Below are 19,085 nucleotides of genomic sequence, written 5' to 3' on the forward strand. Positions count from 1 at the left end.
CACTGCTGAGACTCCGATGAACAAACTCACTTCTTCCGTTTCTGAATCCATTACCCGTGATCTGGCGCTGCGCATTATTCGCGGCGAACTGGCTGTCGGGTTACCGATCCCGGGGGAAAACGAGCTGGCGCAGCAGTATGAGGCATCGCGTACGTCGGTGCGAAATGCGCTTCAGGTGCTCGGGGCGAAAGGCATGTTACTGATCCAGGCCAAGAGACGCAGTATCGTTACACCGCGCGAGCAGTGGAGTTTTCTGGATGCAGAAGTGTTGTCGTGGCTCGAAGATGTCGGTATCGAATCGGAACTGGTAGAACAACTGATGCTCACGCGCCTGATTTTTGAGCCAGACGTCGCGGCCATGGCGGCGCTCAATGCTACCGGTCATGATCTGGCCGCGATTGAAGATGCGCTGGCGACCATGCAGTCCGGCCAGAAAAACAATTCTGCTGCAGAATTCGAACAAGGCGATCTGGCATTTCACACCGCCGTTTTGCAGTCGTGCCATAACCCTTTTCTGGCGTCAGTCGGTAACGCGCTGTCGGCAGCCATGCTTCTGTCTTTCAAGCAAACCCTCGAAGCTGACCTGCAACTCACGCAGGAAGCCGTACAGCAGCACCGCGACTTACTGGAAGCGATCCGCCTTAAACAAGCTGATTCCGCACGTAAATGTATGCGCCACATCCTATTGAGCGCCGCTCACAAACACATCTGGCGCGAAATCCCCGAAAAGTATCAGCACTTCTTTTAACGATCTTTTTTATCCCCGTTAGCTAACTTTGGATCTCCATCACAGTTATAAGGTTATTTTTTCCTCATCATTCTTGTCATACAAGATTTTACTGGTTGTAACTCAAGAATGAAAAATTACTGGATTGCCATCGACTGGGGAACCTCGAATTTTCGGGCGTTCCTGATGAAAGAACATCAATGCCTCGACACTGTCAGCGCGCAGTGCGGCTTGCTGCATGTGCCCGACCGCCAGTTTGCCGCTGCGCTTAAACCGCTGATTGCCCGCTGGCTGGCGCTGCATCCACAACTGCCTCTGCTGATGGCGGGCATGGTCGGCTCGCAGCAGGGCTGGCAGGAAGTGCCGTATGTCGCGCTGCCCGCCAGTTCGCGGCAGCTGGCGCAATGTACCGCCTCGCTGAAAACACCGTGGGGAAGCCCGTGCCAGATTGTCGCGGGTGTCAGCGGGAAGAATGAATTCGGTTTACCGGACGTCATGCGCGGCGAAGAAATTCAGCTGCTCGGGCTGGCGGCACTGCATCCCGATCCGCAAAACAGCCAGTACGTGATCCTGCCCGGCACGCACAGCAAACACGCCGAACTGCATAACGGTGAGATCCTGCGGTTCAGCACATTCATGACCGGTGAGATTTATTCGGTAATGCTCAGCCATTCATTGCTGGGGCGTGATGTACCGGAATCGCCAGAAGATCCCCGGGCTTTTGCTCTTGGCGTCACCAACGCACTGCACGCGCCACACCTGAGCAATGCGCTGTTTTCAGCCCGCACTTTGCGGCTGAACGGCGAACTCACTCCCGCGCAGGTCGCCAGCTATCTTTCCGGTTTACTGATTGGCGCGGAATTATATGCCGTTGCGGGCAAAGAAGCGTGGATCGTCGGTTCGCCCGCCTTAACGGAACGCTATACCCGCGCCGCAAAACAGCTCGGGATCACCCTCACTTCTGCCGACGGCAATGCGTGCTTCATTCAGGGCATGACGCAGATTTATCAGTGTCTTCACGGAGAGTCGTCATGAATTACCTGAATTTTTCCCGCCGCTGGCAGGAATGCACGTTGCCGCTGATTGCTATTTTGCGCGGCATCACGCCGGAGGAAGCGCAGGGCGTGGCGCAAACGCTGCTCGAATGCGGCTTTACCTATCTGGAAGTGCCGCTCAACAGCCCGCGTCCGCTGGAATCCATCACCATCATGGCGAACACTGTGGGCGACAAAGGTTATGTCGGCGCAGGAACCGTGCTGACAGAACATCAGGTGCATCAGGTCGCAGAGGCTGGCGGACAGCTGATTATCTCCCCGAACATGGAGCCGTCGGTGATCCGCGCCACTCTTGAACTCGGGCTGCTGAGTTTGCCGGGCATCGCCACGCCGGGTGAAGCTTTTACGGCGCTGCGGTCGGGTGCCAGCGCGCTGAAATTTTTCCCTGCCGAGTTAATGACACCTGCCGTCACCAGGGCAATGCGTGCGGTTTTACCGGCGGAAGTGGTTTGCCTGCCGGTTGGCGGCGTGAATGCCGATGCCGGGCAAATGCGCGCCTATCTGCAAGCGGGCGCAAACGGATTTGGTCTGGGCGGCGGGCTGTATCAGCCGGGCATTACACTGTCTGCCCTTCGCGAACGGGCGCTGGCGTATCAGGCGACATGGCAGCTGGCAGCGCAAAAATGAAAAACCCTCTGCCGAAAAGCTCTGCGCTGAAAAATTTATCAGTTATCGGTGATTACCGTGCCGAGCTGGGCGAAACGCCGGTCTGGTGTTTCAGCTCACAGTCGCTGATTTGGGTCGATATTGTGCAGCGGCGGTTACTGCGTTACTGGCCGGAGCAGGACGATCGTTTTGAAATCCACACCTTACCTTCTGTGTGCAGCGCGGTAATACTGACCGACCGACCGGAGCATTTTTTGCTCGTCACCGGCGAAGGCATCCTGCTGTATGACTATCACAGCATGACCCGTTATCCGCTGTGCGGCTGGCCGGAAACCGCCGCCACGCGCCCGAACGAAGCGGCCGTCGCGCCGGACGGTTCCGTGTGGTTCAGCACAATGGACGCCACCGCCAGAAACGCCCTCGGCAGCTGGTATCGCTTCGCCACTGGCGACGCGCAGCCGGTGAAAATGCTCGGCGATCAGCATGTGCCTAACACGCTGGTATGGCACGGCGGTCACGCCTGGTTTATCGATACTTTTGCGCACTGCTTTTACCAAAGCCCGGCCAGCCTTATCACACATCCGACGCTGCGCACCTGGCCGCTGCCGGACGATGTTTTTGCCGACGGCTCTGCCGTAACCAATACAGGCCTGTTGCTTAATGCCCGCTGGGGCGGGGCTTGTCTGGCGGCTTATCAGCTTAATGATTATGCCCCGCAATTTCTCACGACGTTGCCTTTGCCCGTCATGCAGCCATCGAGCTGCGCTTTCGGCGGCAGGAATTTTCAGGATTTGTACATCACTTCGGCGCGCGACGGGCTCAGAATGCCGTCCGCCACGGACGGCGCTTTGCTGCGCTACGAAACGCCCTACACAGGACAGCGGGCCTCCCTGTTCACCCTGTAAAACCCCATAAAATCAAAATAATCTCAAAGGTGACTTATGACGACGAATATCATTCCCCGGGCGGTGCCGCACACCAACCGGCAGACCCTGCTGGTCTGTTTATTGGCCGCGCTGGCGGGCCTGCTGTTCGGGCTGGATATGGGCGTGATTGCGGGCGCGTTACCGTTTCTGGCGCAGGAATTCGGCCTGAGCAGCCATCAGCAGGAAATGGTGGTCAGCGTGATGATGCTCGGCGCGGCGCTCGGTGCGCTATGCAGCGGGCCACTGTGCTCTCGCATCGGACGTAAAAAAACGCTTCTGATTGGCGCAGCACTTTTTGTTGCAGGCTCCATCGGCTGTGCCTTTGCGCCTGATTTGCAGATCCTTATCGTCTCGCGTTTCCTGCTGGGCGCAGCGGTCGGCGTGGCCTCATTTGTGGCACCGCTTTATCTCTCCGAAATCGCGCCCGAACACATCCGTGGCAGCATGATTTCCCTGTATCAGCTGATGATCACCATCGGGATCCTGGCGGCATTTCTGTCTGATACTGCGTTCAGTAGCAGCGGCAACTGGCGCTGGATGCTGGGCATTATTACGTTCCCCGCACTGATTCTGTTTGCCGGTGTTTTAACGCTGCCCGAAAGCCCGCGCTGGCTGATGATGAAAAACAAAAGTGAGCTGGCGGAAAAAGTGTTGCTGTTGCTGCGCTCAACAAAATCCGAAGCGCACATCGAACTGGAAGCCATCCGCCAGAGCGTGCAGATGAAACAACGCGGCTGGCACTTATTCCGCGCTAACAGCAATTTTCGCCGCACCACCTGTCTCGGCGTGCTGTTGCAGTTCATGCAGCAGTTCACCGGCATGACCGTCATCATGTATTACGCCCCGAAAATCTTCGCGATTGCCGGTTTCGCTTCCACGCAGCAACAAATGTGGGGAACGGTGATTGCCGGATTAACCAACGTGCTGGCGACTTTTATCGCCATCGGTCTGGTCGATCGCTGGGGACGTAAACCGATTCTTAAACTGGGGTTCAGCGTAATGGCAATTTGTATGGCGCTGATGGGCTGGATGTTCTTCACCGGCATCACCAGCCTGACCCAACAATACGTGGCCGTCACGCTGCTGCTGATTTTCATCGTCGGATTTGCCATGAGCGCCGGGCCGCTGATCTGGGTGTTGTGCTCTGAAATCCATCCACTGGCAGGCCGCGATTTTGGCGTCACCTGCTCCACGATGGCGAACTGGATTGCCAACATGATCATCGGCGCGACATTCCTGACGCTCATCGACACCGTCGGCAGCGCGGGCACGTTCTGGCTATACGCCGCACTTAACGTCGTCTGCATCGTCCTGACCCTGATTTTTGTACCTGAAACTAAAAACATCTCGCTTGAAAACATCGAGAAAAACCTGATGGCCGGTCTGCCGCTGAGAAGCATTGGCAGCTCACGCTGATTAACCCTTTCCCCTCCACCCGGAGGGGATATTAAGAGGTCAGACAAATGGCATCTTTAAAATCTGAGAGTAAGGTCAGTGCGGTCTATAGCAAGATTACCCGACGCCTGATCCCCTTTTTGATCCTGTGTTATTTCTTTGCTTATCTGGATCGTGTCAACATCGGGTTTGCCAAACTGCACATGCAGGATGCGCTGAATTTCAGCGATACGGTTTACGGCCTCGGTGCCGGGATCTTCTTCATCGGCTATTTCCTGTTTGAACTGCCGAGCAACCTGATGATGCAGCGTTTCGGCCCGCGTTTCTGGATTGCGCGCATCATGATCAGCTGGGCCGTCTTATCCGCAGCGATGATCTTCGTAAAAACACCCACTCAGTTTTACGTGCTGCGTTTTCTGCTCGGCGTGGCCGAAGCCGGTTTTTTCCCCGGCATCGTGTTCTATCTGACACTGTGGTTCCCGTCATGGCGTTCGGCGCGCACGCTGGGGTTATTCATTCTGGTCACCCCGCTTTCCACCATTGTGGGCAGCCCGCTGTCCGGCTTTATCCTCAAAGCTTTTGAAGGCGTCGATGGCCTGCACAACTGGCAATGGCTGTTTCTGGTCGAAGCCATTCCCTCTTTCCTGCTGGCGTTTGTGGTCCTGAAATTTCTCGATAATGACGTTAAATCAGCCCGCTGGCTGACAGACGAAGAAAAAAGGATTGTGGCAGCCGATCTGGAAACCGACCGTCAGCGCAGTCTGGACGCCAATGCCGGTAAGCCGCCGCAAAGCCTGAAACTGATGTTTAAGAACGGCTATGTCTGGCTGCTGGCGCTGATCTTCTTCAGCTTCAACATCGGTTATTACGGCATTAATTTCTGGCTGCCGTCGATTATCAAAACTTCCGGCGTCACCGATGATTTTCACATCGGCCTGCTGGCTGCCCTGCCCTATGTTTTCGGCGCACTGTTTATGGTGTGGAACAGCCGACATTCCGATTTACGCTGCGAACGCCGCTGGCACATCGCCATCCCGGCCATTATCGGTGCGGTGGGTCTGAGCCTGAGCGCCTGGTGCAGCGGCTCCACGGTGTGGATGATGACCTGGATTTGCCTGGCGATGTCCGGAACGCTGGCCCTGATCCCGACTTATATCAGCCTGCCCGGCACGTTGCTGTCGGGGACGGCCGCTGCGGCCGGGATAGCGTTGGTCAACTCGGTCGGCAATCTGGCCGGATTCTTTGGCCCGACCGTTCTTGGCTGGCTGAAAGACAACACCGGCAGCACCAATACCGGCCTGTATATCCTGGCCGCGTTCCTGCTGCTGTGCGCCCCCCTGATATTTTTATTACCAGCAAGACTGGTTAACCCTCGTCGCAGCCCTGAAAAAACGGCGGAACGCGACGCAGAACCATCATTAAAACGAGGCAGCTTATGAGTGGATGTGGCAACGGATGTGGTAACGGATGTGGAGGCGGTGACGGGCACTTCAATCCGGTACTGAGCGGAGATGACGGCGCGCTGAAACGTGCGCTGTACAAATCCATGGGACATACCGACGAACAGTTGCGCCGTCCGGTGATAGCCGTCGTGAACAGTTACACCAACGCCACCGCAGGGCATGTCAATCTTAATGAACTGACCGCGGAAGTCCTGAAAGGAATCGACGAAGCCGGTGGCGTCGGCATGGTATTCGGCACTATCGCGCCGTGCGACGGCATCGCCGAAGGCCATCTGGGGATGCGCTATATCCTGGCTGCCCGCGAAGTGATCACCAGTTCTATTGAGGTCATGATGCGCGCCCACCGTTTCGACGGTATGGTGCTGCTCGGCTCCTGCGACAAAATTGTCCCGGCCATGCTGATGGCGGCGGCGCGTCTGGATATTCCGGCCATTATGGTCAATGGCGGCCCGATGTATCCGGCGCACTATAAAGGCAAAGACTGGGACGGCAACATCGTGACGGAAGCCATTGGCTGGAAACGACGCGGTGAAATTGATGAAGCGGAATTCCGTCACATCGAAGACATCGCCGAGCCGGGTCCGGGCTCCTGTACCATGTACGGTACGGCCAACACCATGTGCTGTATTGCCGAAGTGCTGGGCATGAGTTTACCGGGCAGCAGTACGTTGCCGGCCATTTCGAAAGAACGCCGCGAATGTGCTTATGCCACCGGTCAGAAGGCTGTAGATCTGGTGATACGCGGAGTGAACGCGCGCCAGATAATCACACCGGAATCCATCCGTAACGCCATGATTTATCTGCTGGCGACCGGGGGTTCCACCAACGCCATTCTGCATTTACAGGCCATTCACTACGAAGCGGAATATGGCCATCTGCCGCTGCTGGAGTTCGATAAACTCAGCCATCATGTCCCTCTGGTGGCCGCCCTCTATCCGGCTTCTGAATACGACATGATTGATTTTTGGGAAGCCGGTGGCGTGCCTGCGGTAGAAAAAGAAATCAGTTCGCTGATGGACCTCAGCGCCCTGACGGTCAGCGGCAAAACCAAAGCCGAATGGCTGGCAGAAGCACCAAAAACCCGTCGCCCGGAAGTGATTCACACGCTGGCTATTCCCGTGCGTAACGAAGCGGGAGTGGCCGTTCTGCATGGCAATATTTCGCCGCTCGGTTGTGTGATGAAACCGGCTGCCGTACCGGAAAACCTGATGATTTTCAGCGGTCCGGCGGTAGTATTTAACAGCGAACAGGAATCCGTAGATGCCATTCTTTCCGGCGAAATTGCACCGGGCAGCACGCTGGTGCTGCGTTATGAAGGGCCGAAAGGCGGACCGGGCATGCCGGAAATGTACAAGCCGATGAAATGTCTGGAAGGTATGGGGTTGTCTGACAGCTGCGCGCTGATCACTGACGGACGTTTTTCCGGTTCCAACCGCGGCTTATTCGTCGGGCATATTTCGCCAGAAGCCAGCGACGGCGGCGATCTGGCGCTGGTCGAAAACGGCGACATCATCACCATCAATATTCCCACCCGCGAACTGACGCTCAACGTCAGCGCGGACATTCTGGCCGAACGCCGTAAGCATTGGGTACCGGTCGAAAAACAGGTGCCACGGGGATTCCTGCGTTTATACCGCCGCTGGGCGCTGCCTGCGGCGCAAGGTGCGGTGTTAGCTGACCGCGACGAGGAGTAATCATGTACACATCTTCTGATATTTGCGGCGTTAACCCGATTGCCGCCCTGCCCTTCACGGCACAGGGCGAGCCGGATTACACCAGTTTCAGCCGCTTGCTGGAACACCTGGCGGCTACCGGCATTCAGGGACTGACGCTATTTGGTATCGCCAGCGAATTCCCAAAACTCAACGACAGCGAGCGGCTGTTGCTGGCCGATTGTTTTCTCTCAGACCTGAAAGGCAGCGGCATTTTTCGCGCGATGTCTGTGACCGACCACAGCACCGAAGTGGCGGTGAAACGCGCGCGGGATTATCAGAAACGTGGCGCTGATGCCCTGATGCTGCTGCCGCCGTTCTTTTTGCAACCCGACGCCGACGCGATTTCGCACCACATTTTCTCGGTGCTGGAAGCCGTCGATATTCCGGTGATGGTGCAATACGCGCCGGGGGAAACGGGTCTGGCCATCACGCCCGAACAACTGAGCGAGGTGGCGGCCCGTTATCCGCATGCGGTCTTTAAAATCGAATGCAATCCGCCGGTGGATTACACCCGTGAATTTCTGAAACGTGCGCCACAGGCCAGTGTTCTCAACGGCTACGCCGGTCTGTATATGCTGGAAATGCTGGCAGCGGGCGGAAAAGGCGTCATGCCCGGCTGCTCATTTAGCGAAGTCTACGTGCAGATTTACCGGCTCTGGCAGGCGGAAAAACAGCATGAAGCCCAGGAACTGCACGGGAAGCTGTTGCCGTGGATCCGCCGCTGGATGACCCATTGTGAATATATTATTCAGGTGGAGAAAACCATTTTGCACAAACGCGGGATCATCGAGACAGATTACTGCCGCCATCCGGGCTGGACGCTGACCGCCGAAGACCATCAGATGATCGACACGTTCATCACCACTTTCGCACTTTAATTCAGGGATAAATTATGACTACTTCTGACCACTCTCCCCGTGTCGTTATTGTTACCGGCGCCAGCCAGGGGATCGGCCACGCTATCGCGCAGACATTTTTGAATCATGGCGATATTGTGATCGGTTGTGCGTTTTCATCCCCGGAAAATGCACCTCACGCGCAGGAACTGCTGGCGCAATATCCCGACAAATTCTTCTATTTTTCTGTGGATATCACCCAAACCGAAAGCATCGCCGGGTTTATCAGTGACGTCGAATCCCGCTTTGGACGCCTTGACGTACTGGTATCCAATGCCGGCAAAAACGTATTCAAAGGCATTGATTGCGAACTGGAAGACTGGCATCACAACCTCGATCTGAATCTGCGCTCGCACTGGTACATTGCCAAATGCTGCCGTGAGATGCTGGAAAAATCCAAAGGCGTCATTCTGGTGATGACCTCCAACCACGCCTTTTCCACCATGCCGGGCTGCGCACCGTACAACATCACCAAACGCGCCCTGCTCTCGCTGGTACAAAGCCTGACCATCGAATGGGGCCCGGCCATCCGAACCGTCGGCATTGCCCCCGGTTTTATCGATACCGCCGGAAACCAGGTGTGGTTTGACTCGCACGAAGACGGCGAAAAGTCGCGTCAGGACACCATCCGTAAACACCCGGTCGGACGCATCGGCACATCAGAAGAAGTGGGCGAACTTTGTCTGTATCTGGCCAGTCCGGTCGCCGGTTTTATTGCCGGCACCACCATCGTTATGGATGGCGGACGCAGTGCCTTAATGCAGGATTAAATCCTCTTCGTGCCCTGATTTCGTCAGGGCACATTCTCAGCGTCATCGTTGATTATCTCCTGCTAAACTTTTGAGTCTTAACCTCAAAAAAACGCTGCGGAGAATGTCATGTCAGAACAGTATCAGCCACCAAAAGTCTGGACCTGGAATAAAGACGAAGTCAGCAAGTTCTCAAACATCAACCGCCCGATCGCAGGCCCGACTCACGAGAAAACCTTGCCGGTCGGCAAACACCCGTTGCAGCTTTATTCTCTGGGTACACCGAACGGCCAGAAAGTGACGATCCTTCTGGAAGAGTTGCTGGCGCTGGGCGAAAGCGGTGCAGAGTACGACGCACATTTGATCCGCATTAACGAAGGCGATCAGTTCTCCAGCGGCTTTGTTGATGTGAACCCGAATTCGAAGATCCCCGCACTGCTGGACAACTCGGCCAAACCGCCAATCCGCGTGTTTGAATCCGGCAATATCCTGCTGTATCTGGCGGAAAAATTCGGTCAATTCCTGCCGAAAGACCTCGCGGGACGCACTGAAACCCTGAACTGGCTGTTCTGGCTGCAAGGCTCCGCGCCGTATCTTGGCGGCGGTTTCGGGCACTTTTATCACTACGCGCCGGTCAAAATCGAATACGCAATCAACCGTTTCACGATGGAAGCCAAGCGTCAGCTCGACGTGCTGGACAGACAGTTAGCCGGTCACCGCTTTATTGCCGGTGAAGAATACACGATTGCCGATATCGCCATTTTCACCTGGTACGGCAGCCTCGCGCAGGGCGGTCTGTACGATTCCGCCGAGTTCCTGGATATCCAGTCCTACAAAAACTTCCAGCGCTGGGCGGCGGAAGTGGCGGATCGTCCGGCGGTCAAACGCGGCCGTATTGTTAACCGCACCTGGGGCGAGCCGGATCAGCAACTGGCAGAACGCCATGACGCGTCAGATTTTGATGACAAACTGAAATCCTGATCCATACCGGATTGAGTCAGAATGCAAAAAGAGCAGGATTCGATCCTGCTCTTTTCATTTATGCCGTTTCAGTTTGCGGGTCGAGGTACTTTTTAAACCAGGCGATGGTGCGATCCCACGCCAGATCGGCTGCCGCTTTGTCATAGCGCGGCGTCGAATCGTTGTGGAATCCGTGGTTTACGCCGGGATATACATACCCTTGATACACTTTATCATTCGCCTTGAGCGCAGCCTCATAAGCGGGCCAGCCGTCGGTAATCGGCTTATCCAGTTCGGCGTAGTGCAGCAATAACGGTGCTTTGATGCGCGGCACGTCTTCGGCTTTTGGCTGACGTCCGTAAAATGGCACCGCCGCCGCCAGTTCCGGGTATGCCACCGCAGCCGCATTCGCCACGCCGCCGCCATAACAGAAACCGGTAATGCCCACTTTTCCGGTCCCCGTTTCGTGGTGCATCAGAAACTCCACGGCGGCAAAAAAGTCATTCATCAGCCTGGCCGGATCCACTTTCTGCTGAAGCTCGCGGCCTTTCTCATCGTTCCCCGGATAACCGCCGACAGAACTCAGGCCGTCCGGTGCCAGCGCCACAAATCCGGCTTTCGCCACGCGGCGCGCGACGTCTTCGATATACGGATTAAGGCCCCGGTTTTCATGCACCACGACCACGCCCGGCACTTTCCCCGTGGCTTTGGCCGGACGCACAAGATAGGCTTTTACGCTACCGTGCCCTTGCGGCGACGGATACTGAATGTATTCCGCCACAATATCGGGGTCGGTAAATTGCACCTGTTCAGCGTAGGCATAGTTGGGCGTCATCAGCGTGGAGAGCGCCGCCAGCGACAGGCCACCCGCCACAAATTTTGCCGAGAGATCGAGAAACTCGCGTTTTGTCATTTTGCCATGAACATAAAAATCAAAGTATTCGAGCAGTTCTGGCGGAAAATCTTTGGCTGTCATTCGCGTCATCGTCAGGCTCCGTTTCAGAAATTCGAAGCCTAAATAATGGTCTGATTTTGACTGTTTTGTAAACTGATTGTGAAATTGGATTTCAATACGACGCGCACCACCGCCTTTTGCCCGCCGACAGTGCTAAACTGCGTTCAGTCAAAAGGAGACGCTATGAATAATAATCTCGCAGGTCTTACCCAGGAAGAAATGGAAAAAGTGAGCGCCGGGCTGGCGGCCGGAACCGTCGCCGTACGCGAGCGCAATAACCTTCCCGTCAACGCGGAAGCCGTTGAGATGGAACAGCCGGAGCATCTGCGTGCATACTTTCGCGAACGACTTGAACACTACCGCAGCCAGCCCGCCAGAAAGTAAAACCCGTTACTGCCCGGTGGCGAAAAAACCGGTGATGGCATCAGTCAGATACGTCGCCGGTTCGCCCGGCTGCATCTGGCTCTGATGAAGAGTAATACCGATTTCGCCCGGCGCGGGTAAATCCTCCAGAACCTTCAGGGCTGCCGGTCTGCCAAAGTCCGTCCGTAAAGTAATCCCCAAACCGGCGGACAGCGCCGCCCAAATCCCGCCCAGGCTGCGGCTGGTGAAAGCAATCCGCCACGGGATCCCCGCTTTATCCAGCGCCGCCGTTGCGGCACTTCGCATCAGACACGGCGCTTCAAAAACCATTAAAGGCAGTGGTTCGCCGGTTTCCAGATAATGCGCCAGTGAGAAATTCTGCGGCCCAATCCAGCGCAGCGGAATGCGGCCCAGCGCCCGGCTGGTCGGGAAAAGCGGAATATCATCCGCCTGCCAGCACACCGCCAGATCGAATTCGTTATGCCGGATCCCGTCGAGCAATTGCTGATTGCGCGTGATGCTGGCGGATAACTGCACCTGCGGATGTGCACGGGTAAACGTGCCGAGAATGGCCGGTAACAGCGCCTCGCCGAAATCTTCCTGCATACCGAGATTAATGCTGCCACTCAGCGTGCTGGTTGATAACGCCGCGCTGGCTTCATCGTTGAGACTCAAAATCCGTCGCGCATAACTGAGCATAACTTCGCCCTGCGCAGTCAGAATCAGATGCCTTCCGGCTTTTTGCACCAGCTCCGTACCTGCCTGCTGTTCCAGCTTTTTCAGCTGTGCGCTGACCGCCGACGTCGAGCGCCCGAGGCGATCAGCCGCCAGCACAAAACTTCCCAGTTCGATGCCGGTGACAAAACTGCGCAGCGCTTCTGCATCAAAAGTTACCGGTCGTTTAGCCACGTTTAATCATCCCGTTTTTATGGATTAATGCTGCTGATATTTTCGATATTAAGGATAATCATAACGCCTTATGCTCATTTTCACACCCGCGAAAAGGAACCTGACATGAGCATCAAGACCCCCTCCCCTCTGCTGCCGCCTGAAGCTATGACGCGCCTGACGCCAAAACTCGCGCAGGTGACTGAACAGGTTTTATTTGGTGACCTGTGGCAACGAAGCGAGCTGCCTGCTCGCGACCGCAGCCTGATTACCGTCGCCGCACTGATTGCGCTGAACCGCAGCGAACAGCTGCCGTTTCATCTGGATCTGGCGGTTAAAAATGGAGTGACGCACAGCGAACTGAGCGAAGTGATCACGCATCTGGCGTTTTATGCCGGATGGCCCGCCGCCGCTTCCGCACTGACCCGTTTCGCAGCGCTCGACCCGCAATAACAGAGGAAAATCATCATGCCGTTTACCCGAATTTCAATTCCTGAACACCGCCTTGAAGGCTGGAAAAACATGATTTCTACTGTTTTGCAGGACGCGCTGGTCACTACGTTTTCCGTTCCCAAAGACGACTGTTTCCAGCTGTTTGAACCGGCAAGCCACGGCCAGCGGATAATCAACCCGACGTATCTGGCAGGCCCGGACAGCCGTCGTTCAGACGATTTTCTGCTGTTCCACATCACAGCCGGGAAGCCCCGAAATATCGAACAGAAAGCCGCTCTGTATCGTTATTTGAATGAAAGATTGCACACGGAGATCGCCATCGATCCGGCGGATATCATGGTAGTGGTGAATTTCACCCAGCCGGAAGACTGGTCGTTCAGCCACGGTGACGTCTTTCGCGTAACAGATAAATAAGTGACTGAGGTTTTTTGCAGAAATAAAAAAGCCCTGAATCTGTCTCAGGGCTTTGTTATTTATGCCATTCAAAGAGGGTCAGTGCGCTGCAATGCCTAATTTTTTCATGCGCGACAGCAAGGTGGTGCGTTTTAATCCCAGACGCTGCGCGGCACCATGCGGCCCGGCGACCACACCGTTGGTTTCTTTCAATACTGCGATAATACGCTCGCGCTCGTCGTCTGCGTTCACCGGCGGCGCAGGTTCAGAGAATGCCGGTGCGGCAACCGGTGCCACCGGCAACGGGTAATTCAGCTCGGGAAGTTGCAGATCCAATACCGTTCCGCGTGTCAGAAGCACCGCCCGTTCGATGACGTTTTCCAGCTCACGGACATTCCCCGGCCACGGCATGCGGCTCAGCAGACGCAGCGTTTCCGCCGGAATGCTGTCGATGGTGCGCTTCATTCGCTTGGCGATTTTGTAGGTCAGAAATTTCACCAGTTGCGGAATATCTTCCGGTCGTTCGCGCAGCGGTGGGATCACAATCGGGAAGACGTTCAGCCGGTAATACAAGTCACTGCGGAATTCTTTGTCGGCCACCATTTGCCGCAGGTCACGGTTGGTCGCGGCGATCATGCGCACGTTCACTGAGATCAGCTTGTTGCCGCCTACCCTTTCGAATTCACGTTCCTGCAAAATACGCAGCAGTTTAGGTTGCAGCTCCAGCGGGATTTCCCCGACTTCATCGAGGAAGAGCGTGCCCTGATCCGCCAGTTCAAAACGCCCCATACGCTGGGCGGTCGCGCCGGTGAACGAGCCTTTTTCATGACCAAACAGGTCACTTTCCATCAGCCCGGCGGGCATTGCCGCGCAATTCATTTTGACCATCCGCTGATCACGGCGATCGCCGAGGTTATGAATCGCTCTGGCGATCAGTTCTTTGCCGGTGCCTGTTTCCCCGAGGATCAGCACGGAACAGTCGCTTTTCGCCACGATCTCGACCTGTTTAAGCACAGCAGACATGCCCGGACTGCGTCCGACGATGTCGCTGAAATCCGGGTTATTACTGTTAATCTGCTCGGTCAGATAGAGGTTTTCGTGTTGCAGTTTTTCCTTCAGACTTTTGATTTCCTGATAGGCCAGCGCGTTGTCCACCGCAATGGCAATTCGTTCGGCGATTTGCTGCAAAACCCGCAGGTTGGCAGAATTGAAATTATCCGGCTGGCACTGCGCCAGTTTGAGAACGCCCAGCGTTTTATGCCCGAAACGCAGCGGCAGAATGCACAGCGTTTTGGTCTGATCGCGCCACAACAACTGGAACAGCGTACTCTCGTCGTCGTCCGGTTCTTCGGAAGGCCGCACGTTGGTCAGCAACATTTCGCCGTTTTTCATCACCTGCTGTTCCAGCGATCCCGCCAGCGTTATGCGCGATTGTTCGCGTTCGGCAACATGCGTTTGTATATAATGCGTGGCGTAAACGCTGGCCTGTTCGCTGTCTTTGTCGGCGTCGCACAGCACGATGCTGATGGCGTTGATGTGGAAAAAGTGATGAATGGTTTTAGCGATTTCGCCGGTCAGTTCGTCGAGATCCAGCTTGGAAAGCACCGCATTGGTGATGTCCACCAGAATGCGGAAATCGTCACGTTCGTGGCGCAACAACGATTGCTGAAGCAGCGCGTTTTCGCGCAGTTTAATCTGTTCAACCGCAATCGCCGCCAGCATACAGAGTTCGTGCAGCCCGTTTTTATCTTCTTCGCTGAACGTTACCGCGTGTTGACGGGTAAATTCACAACCGCCCAGCAGGCCGGAAGCCGCCAACAACGGAACCAGACAGTAATCGGTAAACGCCGGATACAGGTTGAGCGCGGCCAGCTGCGGGTAACGCAAATGCAGCGCATCGCTGCGCCAGACCTGCGTTTTCGGATTGCTGAGCAGCGCATGCACCGGCCCGGTGGCAAGCAGGGTTTCGTCTTCGTAACTCACCGGCTGATGATGCGGATCGATGCCGTAAAAACTGACGCGTTCGCTGGTGCTGTCAAACAGCACCAGCGTCACCGATTCTGCAATGCCGGCACTCTGTACCACCTGGGTCAGAGTTTCCAGCAGCGAGGTCATGGTCTGTTGCAGCAGCAGTGTGCGCGTCAGTTCCAGCAATCCTTTGTGTTTTGTCGTGCTCATGGTTGCACTCTGCATAGCGTTAGCTCTGGATAACGTAGTTTCTGAAAAAAGGGCAATACGGAAAAGTCTACCCCTTTCGTGGGACTCAGCCCCCCTGATGAGATCAACAAATGCGGGGTAAAGGTTCGGTATGTGGCAGCATCAGCTGCCGGGAGACACCCAGCGCGCCGCGCAGACAGACCTGCGGATTTTCGGTGACCTCGCCGATCGTTGCGGCGTCCGCGCCCAGCGGGTGCTTTCGCAATAAATTCAGTACCCTTTCTTCCGCCTGCGCAGAAACCACCGCCACCAGTTTGCCTTCATTGGCAAAATTCAGCGGTTCCAGCCCCAGCAGTTCGCAAATTCCCCGTACCGCGGATTTGACCGGTAGTGCATTTTCATCAATGGAAATGCCGAAACCGCTGGCCTCGCTGAACTCATGCAAAATCGCGTTAACCCCGCCGCGCGTCGCATCGCGCAGGGCGTGGACGCCGGAAACGGCGCGCAGCGGCGCAACCATTGGCGCCAGCACGGCGCAGTCGCTCTGAATACCGAGATCCATTCCCAGCTGCTCGCGGAGATTGAGAATGGTGGCGCCGTGATCCCCCAGCGTGCCGCTGACGATCACTTTATCGCCGCACTGAATCTGCCCCGCCCCCCACGCCACATCACCGGGGATCACGCCGATCCCGGCGGTGTTAATGAAAATTTTATCGGCTGCGCCACGCTGCACGACTTTGGTGTCGCCGGTGACAATGGCGATCCCCGCCTCGCGCGCGGTTTGCGCCATCAGGCTGACAATTTTCTGCAAATCGTCCATCGGCAACCCCTCTTCCAGAATGAATCCGCAGGAGAGATACGCCGGTATTGCGCCGCTGACGGATAAATCGTTTGCCGTGCCGCACACCGCCAGTTTGCCGATATTACCGCCGGGAAAGAAAATCGGATCAATGACATAGCTGTCGGTGGTAAAGGCCAGACGATCGCCCTGCTCGCTCATCGCGGCCAGCGATAACCGTGCGCCGTCTTCGCGTTCGTTGAGCCACGGATTATCAAATGCGCTGAGAAACATTCTTTCAATCATCTGCTGCATCGCGCGACCACCGCTTCCGTGCGCCATCGTCACTACGTCATTGCGCTCGTTCATCCTGCCACCTTCTGTTTCATCTCTTGCTGTTCCTGTGCGGGTTCATTTTCCAGATACCGGTACTGATACCAGGCGGCGCAGGCACCTTCTGAGGAGACCATCAGCGCGCCAAACGCGTTATGCGGCGTGCAGCCGGTGCCAAACAACGGGCATTCATGCGGCTTGCAGCGCCCTGTCAGCACGTCGCCGCAGCGCGAACGCGGATCATCGGCCACCGATTGTGTCTGCGGCCTGAAACGGCGTTCGGCATCGAAGGCAGAATAGGTTTCCGTCAGGGAAATTCCCGACGCCTCAATAAGGCCCAGCCCGCGCCATTCGCTGCTGCCGGAAAGCTGAAAGACTTCGCGGATCGCGTTTTGTGCCAGCACATTACCCTCTTCGGGCACGATGCGCCGGTATTGGTTTTCGGTTTTACACGATGCCTCGCAAACTTGTTCTACGAGCATTAAAACGCTTTGCAGCATGTCCAGCGGTTCAAACCCGCTGACCACCAGCGGTTTGCCGAATTGCGTATTAATGAAATGGTACGGTGCGGTGCCGATCACCATGCTGACGTGGCCGGGCGCGAGAAAAGCGTCGATGCGGACATCGTCTTGTTGCAGCAAACTGCGCAACGTCGGGATCAGGCTGATGTGCTGGCAAAAGACGCTGAAATTGGTCAGCCCTTCGCGCCGCGCCTGTTGCAGTGTGACGGCCGTTACCGGCAGCGTAGTTTCAAAACCGAGCGCGAAAAATACCACCTGCCGCTGCGGATTTTCCCGCGCCAGTTTCAGGGCATCGAGCGGCGAATAGACCACCCGCACATCCGCGCCGCGTTCGCGTGCATTCAGCAGCGAACCCTGTTTTCCCGGCACCCGCAGCGCATCGCCAAAGGTGCAGAAAATCACGTCCGGGTGCGCCGCAATTTCGCAGCAGGCGTCAATCCGCCCCATCGGCAACACGCACACCGGGCAGCCAGGGCCGTGGATAAATTCCAGCTGCGGGGGCAGCAGTTTATCCAGACCAAATTTGAAAATAGCGTGCGTATGACCGCCGCAGACTTCCATAATTTGCATCGGCTTTTCAGCGGTATACGGCAGTTGTGCCGCCCGTTTATGCAGGCGTTCAATCAGCGTTTTCGCCAGCTTCGGGTCGCGGAATTCATCGACAAAACGCATTATCTGGCCTCCCCCGCGCCGAGAAACAGCGCGACATCGGCTTCCACTTCTTCCATGGCGTGCAGTGCCGCCAGCGTTTCCTGCGCTTCGTGCTCGTCGAGACGGCTCAGCGCAAACCCGACGTGAATTAACACCCAGCCGCCAATCAGCTGTTCGCGTTCGCTGATGCCTTCACAGACCAGCGCGATATTCACCTCACGCCGTAAGCCGCAAACTTCTGCCCACGCGTGATCGGGCTGTTGCTCATGCAGCGCAACGATTTGCCCCGGAATGCCTATGCACATCGCTGCTGCTCCAGCCACGCCAGCCACTCGTCCATGCCTTCGCCGGTGGTGGCGGAAAGGCGGATCACTTCAATTTCCGGGTTGACCTGCCGCGCATTGGCGATGCAGATTTCGACGTCAAAACTGACGTACGGCAACAGGTCGATTTTATTGAGGATCATCAGGCGCGAGGCCGCAAACATATGCGGATATTTCAGCGGTTTGTCTTCGCCTTCAGTGACGGAAAGCACCGCCACTTTATGCCGTTCGCCGAGATCAAAACTGGCAGGACACACCAGATTGCCGACGTTTTCTATAAACAGCAGGCTGTTATTGTTCGGCGACAGCTGATGTACCGCGTCATGCACCATCTGCGCATCGAGATGGCAACCTTTGCCGGTATTCACCTGAATCGCCGGAACGCCGGTTGCCCGGATACGATCCGCATCGTTGGTGGTTTGCTGATCGCCTTCCACCACTGCGCAGTCGAAATACGGCGCAAGACGGGTCAGCGTGCTGGTCAGTAGCGTCGTTTTGCCGGAACCGGGGCTGGAGACCAGATTCAGCGCCAGAATGGCGGCCTGCGCAAAATGCTCGCGGTTATGCGCGGCGATATGATTGTTCTTCGCCAGCACATCCATTTCGATATCCACCAGCCGACGCGGCGCAAACGGCAAACCGTGCGAATGGCCGTGCTCATGTGGATGCGAATGATCGTGGTGAGAATGTTCACTGCTGACGCCTTCAATCCGAAGCTCGCCGCTGGCACAACCGCAGGTACTGCACATAGTTTTCTCCCCCGGGTTTCTGATACCCG

20 protein-coding genes are annotated in these 19,085 nt (G+C 56.2%); 13 read left to right on the forward strand and 7 right to left on the reverse strand.

Annotated elements, in window-relative coordinates; genetic code table 11:
- The first annotated feature begins 16 nt into the window (after positions 1-16).
- The 10 genes from J1782_RS21885 to yghU all read left to right on the forward strand — a co-directional run bounded on the left by J1782_RS21885 (position 17) and on the right by yghU (position 10,513).
- On the forward strand, positions 17-748 hold the full coding sequence (locus tag J1782_RS21885; protein ID WP_152324446.1) for a FadR/GntR family transcriptional regulator: 732 nt from the start codon (positions 17-19) through the stop codon (positions 746-748).
- A 108-nt stretch (positions 749-856) separates the two neighbouring features.
- Positions 857-1,762: a 2-dehydro-3-deoxygalactonokinase gene (locus J1782_RS21890; RefSeq protein WP_152324447.1), complete on the forward strand. Its 906-nt coding sequence runs from the start codon at positions 857-859 to the stop codon at positions 1,760-1,762.
- Positions 1,759-2,409 (forward strand): 2-dehydro-3-deoxy-6-phosphogalactonate aldolase, encoded by a 651-nt coding sequence (locus J1782_RS21895; protein WP_217153895.1) that lies wholly within the window; start codon positions 1,759-1,761, stop codon positions 2,407-2,409. Before J1782_RS21890 ends, J1782_RS21895 begins: the two co-directional genes overlap by 4 nt.
- The gene (locus tag J1782_RS21900; RefSeq protein WP_217153896.1) at positions 2,406-3,293 is read left to right on the forward strand and encodes an SMP-30/gluconolactonase/LRE family protein; all 888 of its coding nucleotides are present in this window, start codon (positions 2,406-2,408) and stop codon (positions 3,291-3,293) included. The genes J1782_RS21895 and J1782_RS21900 overlap by 4 nt, the downstream gene beginning before the upstream one ends.
- Positions 3,294-3,329: 36 nt before the next feature.
- Entirely contained in the window at positions 3,330-4,730 is a 1,401-nt protein-coding gene (locus J1782_RS21905) for a sugar porter family MFS transporter (RefSeq protein ID WP_217153897.1), read from the forward strand.
- 47 nt (positions 4,731-4,777) lie between these two features.
- Positions 4,778-6,148 (forward strand): MFS transporter, encoded by a 1,371-nt coding sequence (locus J1782_RS21910; protein WP_217153898.1) that lies wholly within the window; start codon positions 4,778-4,780, stop codon positions 6,146-6,148.
- Positions 6,145-7,866: a dihydroxy-acid dehydratase gene (gene ilvD, locus J1782_RS21915; RefSeq protein ID WP_217153899.1), complete on the forward strand. Its 1,722-nt coding sequence runs from the start codon at positions 6,145-6,147 to the stop codon at positions 7,864-7,866. Before J1782_RS21910 ends, ilvD begins: the two co-directional genes overlap by 4 nt.
- 2 nt (positions 7,867-7,868) lie before the next feature.
- Complete coding sequence (locus tag J1782_RS21920) at positions 7,869-8,765, forward strand: dihydrodipicolinate synthase family protein (RefSeq protein ID WP_217153900.1); 897 nt, start codon at positions 7,869-7,871, stop codon at positions 8,763-8,765.
- A 14-nt stretch (positions 8,766-8,779) separates the two neighbouring features.
- Entirely contained in the window at positions 8,780-9,553 is a 774-nt protein-coding gene (locus J1782_RS21925) for an SDR family NAD(P)-dependent oxidoreductase (RefSeq protein ID WP_217153901.1), read from the forward strand.
- Positions 9,554-9,661: 108 nt separating this feature from the next.
- The gene (gene yghU, locus J1782_RS21930) at positions 9,662-10,513 is read left to right on the forward strand and encodes a glutathione-dependent disulfide-bond oxidoreductase (protein WP_208950868.1); all 852 of its coding nucleotides are present in this window, start codon (positions 9,662-9,664) and stop codon (positions 10,511-10,513) included.
- 58 nt (positions 10,514-10,571) lie between these two features.
- Here yghU and yghX read toward each other — a convergent pair whose 3' ends face one another.
- Complete coding sequence (gene yghX, locus J1782_RS21935) at positions 10,572-11,477, reverse strand: YghX family hydrolase (RefSeq protein ID WP_152324456.1); 906 nt, start codon at positions 11,475-11,477, stop codon at positions 10,572-10,574.
- Between the two features lie 153 nt (positions 11,478-11,630).
- Here yghX and J1782_RS21940 point away from each other — a divergent pair, with 153 nt between their 5' ends.
- On the forward strand, positions 11,631-11,831 hold the full coding sequence (locus J1782_RS21940) for a DNA polymerase III subunit theta (protein WP_152324457.1): 201 nt from the start codon (positions 11,631-11,633) through the stop codon (positions 11,829-11,831).
- Positions 11,832-11,837: 6 nt separating this feature from the next.
- On the opposite strand, the gene J1782_RS21945 is transcribed toward J1782_RS21940, so the two are convergent.
- On the reverse strand, positions 11,838-12,719 hold the full coding sequence (locus J1782_RS21945; protein WP_152324458.1) for a LysR substrate-binding domain-containing protein: 882 nt from the start codon (positions 12,717-12,719) through the stop codon (positions 11,838-11,840).
- Positions 12,720-12,824: 105 nt separating this feature from the next.
- Between J1782_RS21945 and J1782_RS21950 the strand changes: the two genes are divergently transcribed.
- Both J1782_RS21950 and J1782_RS21955 read left to right on the forward strand, forming a co-directional pair.
- Positions 12,825-13,151 carry a carboxymuconolactone decarboxylase family protein gene (locus J1782_RS21950; RefSeq protein ID WP_217153902.1) on the forward strand — a complete coding sequence of 109 codons (327 nt, stop codon included), beginning with the start codon at positions 12,825-12,827 and terminating at the stop codon, positions 13,149-13,151.
- 15 nt (positions 13,152-13,166) lie between these two features.
- Positions 13,167-13,565, forward strand: a complete 399-nt coding sequence (locus tag J1782_RS21955) for a tautomerase family protein (RefSeq protein WP_152324459.1) — start codon at positions 13,167-13,169, stop codon at positions 13,563-13,565.
- A gap of 78 nt (positions 13,566-13,643) precedes the next feature.
- Here J1782_RS21955 and flhA read toward each other — a convergent pair whose 3' ends face one another.
- The 5 genes from flhA to hypB all read right to left on the reverse strand — a co-directional run bounded on the left by flhA (position 13,644) and on the right by hypB (position 19,056).
- On the reverse strand, positions 13,644-15,722 hold the full coding sequence (gene flhA, locus J1782_RS21960; RefSeq protein ID WP_371819810.1) for a formate hydrogenlyase transcriptional activator FlhA: 2,079 nt from the start codon (positions 15,720-15,722) through the stop codon (positions 13,644-13,646).
- Between the two features lie 103 nt (positions 15,723-15,825).
- On the reverse strand, positions 15,826-16,848 hold the full coding sequence (hypE, locus tag J1782_RS21965) for a hydrogenase expression/formation protein HypE (protein WP_217153904.1): 1,023 nt from the start codon (positions 16,846-16,848) through the stop codon (positions 15,826-15,828).
- Positions 16,845-18,005, reverse strand: a complete 1,161-nt coding sequence (gene hypD, locus J1782_RS21970; RefSeq protein WP_152324462.1) for a hydrogenase formation protein HypD — start codon at positions 18,003-18,005, stop codon at positions 16,845-16,847. Before hypD ends, hypE begins: the two co-directional genes overlap by 4 nt.
- Positions 18,005-18,289, reverse strand: coding sequence for a HypC/HybG/HupF family hydrogenase formation chaperone (locus J1782_RS21975; protein ID WP_104921178.1), 285 nt, complete (start codon positions 18,287-18,289; stop codon positions 18,005-18,007). The genes hypD and J1782_RS21975 overlap by 1 nt, the downstream gene beginning before the upstream one ends.
- Positions 18,280-19,056 (reverse strand): hydrogenase nickel incorporation protein HypB, encoded by a 777-nt coding sequence (hypB, locus tag J1782_RS21980; protein WP_152324463.1) that lies wholly within the window; start codon positions 19,054-19,056, stop codon positions 18,280-18,282. The genes J1782_RS21975 and hypB overlap by 10 nt, the downstream gene beginning before the upstream one ends.
- Positions 19,057-19,085 lie beyond the last annotated feature (29 nt).

The sequence above is a fragment of the Rahnella sp. BCC 1045 genome (assembly GCF_019049615.1).
GTDB classification, from domain to species: Bacteria; Pseudomonadota; Gammaproteobacteria; order Enterobacterales; family Enterobacteriaceae; genus Rahnella; species Rahnella contaminans.

Excerpts from the sequence above, each read along its gene's own strand:
- J1782_RS21885 (WP_152324446.1), top strand. The coding sequence starts at position 17 with ATGAACAAACTCACTTCTTCCGTTTCTGAATCCATTACCCGTGATCTG.
- J1782_RS21890 (WP_152324447.1), top strand. The coding sequence starts at position 857 with ATGAAAAATTACTGGATTGCCATCGACTGGGGAACCTCGAATTTTCGG.
- J1782_RS21895 (WP_217153895.1), top strand. The coding sequence starts at position 1,759 with ATGAATTACCTGAATTTTTCCCGCCGCTGGCAGGAATGCACGTTGCCG.
- J1782_RS21900 (WP_217153896.1), top strand. The coding sequence starts at position 2,406 with ATGAAAAACCCTCTGCCGAAAAGCTCTGCGCTGAAAAATTTATCAGTT.
- J1782_RS21905 (WP_217153897.1), top strand. The coding sequence starts at position 3,330 with ATGACGACGAATATCATTCCCCGGGCGGTGCCGCACACCAACCGGCAG.
- J1782_RS21910 (WP_217153898.1), top strand. The coding sequence starts at position 4,778 with ATGGCATCTTTAAAATCTGAGAGTAAGGTCAGTGCGGTCTATAGCAAG.
- ilvD (WP_217153899.1), top strand. The coding sequence starts at position 6,145 with ATGAGTGGATGTGGCAACGGATGTGGTAACGGATGTGGAGGCGGTGAC.
- J1782_RS21920 (WP_217153900.1), top strand. The coding sequence starts at position 7,869 with ATGTACACATCTTCTGATATTTGCGGCGTTAACCCGATTGCCGCCCTG.
- J1782_RS21925 (WP_217153901.1), top strand. The coding sequence starts at position 8,780 with ATGACTACTTCTGACCACTCTCCCCGTGTCGTTATTGTTACCGGCGCC.
- yghU (WP_208950868.1), top strand. The coding sequence starts at position 9,662 with ATGTCAGAACAGTATCAGCCACCAAAAGTCTGGACCTGGAATAAAGAC.
- yghX (WP_152324456.1), bottom strand. The coding sequence starts at position 11,477 with ATGACGCGAATGACAGCCAAAGATTTTCCGCCAGAACTGCTCGAATAC.
- J1782_RS21940 (WP_152324457.1), top strand. The coding sequence starts at position 11,631 with ATGAATAATAATCTCGCAGGTCTTACCCAGGAAGAAATGGAAAAAGTG.
- J1782_RS21950 (WP_217153902.1), top strand. The coding sequence starts at position 12,825 with ATGAGCATCAAGACCCCCTCCCCTCTGCTGCCGCCTGAAGCTATGACG.
- J1782_RS21955 (WP_152324459.1), top strand. The coding sequence starts at position 13,167 with ATGCCGTTTACCCGAATTTCAATTCCTGAACACCGCCTTGAAGGCTGG.
- flhA (WP_371819810.1), bottom strand. The coding sequence starts at position 15,722 with ATGAGCACGACAAAACACAAAGGATTGCTGGAACTGACGCGCACACTG.
- hypE (WP_217153904.1), bottom strand. The coding sequence starts at position 16,848 with ATGAACGAGCGCAATGACGTAGTGACGATGGCGCACGGAAGCGGTGGT.
- hypD (WP_152324462.1), bottom strand. The coding sequence starts at position 18,005 with ATGCGTTTTGTCGATGAATTCCGCGACCCGAAGCTGGCGAAAACGCTG.
- J1782_RS21975 (WP_104921178.1), bottom strand. The coding sequence starts at position 18,289 with ATGTGCATAGGCATTCCGGGGCAAATCGTTGCGCTGCATGAGCAACAG.
- hypB (WP_152324463.1), bottom strand. The coding sequence starts at position 19,056 with ATGTGCAGTACCTGCGGTTGTGCCAGCGGCGAGCTTCGGATTGAAGGC.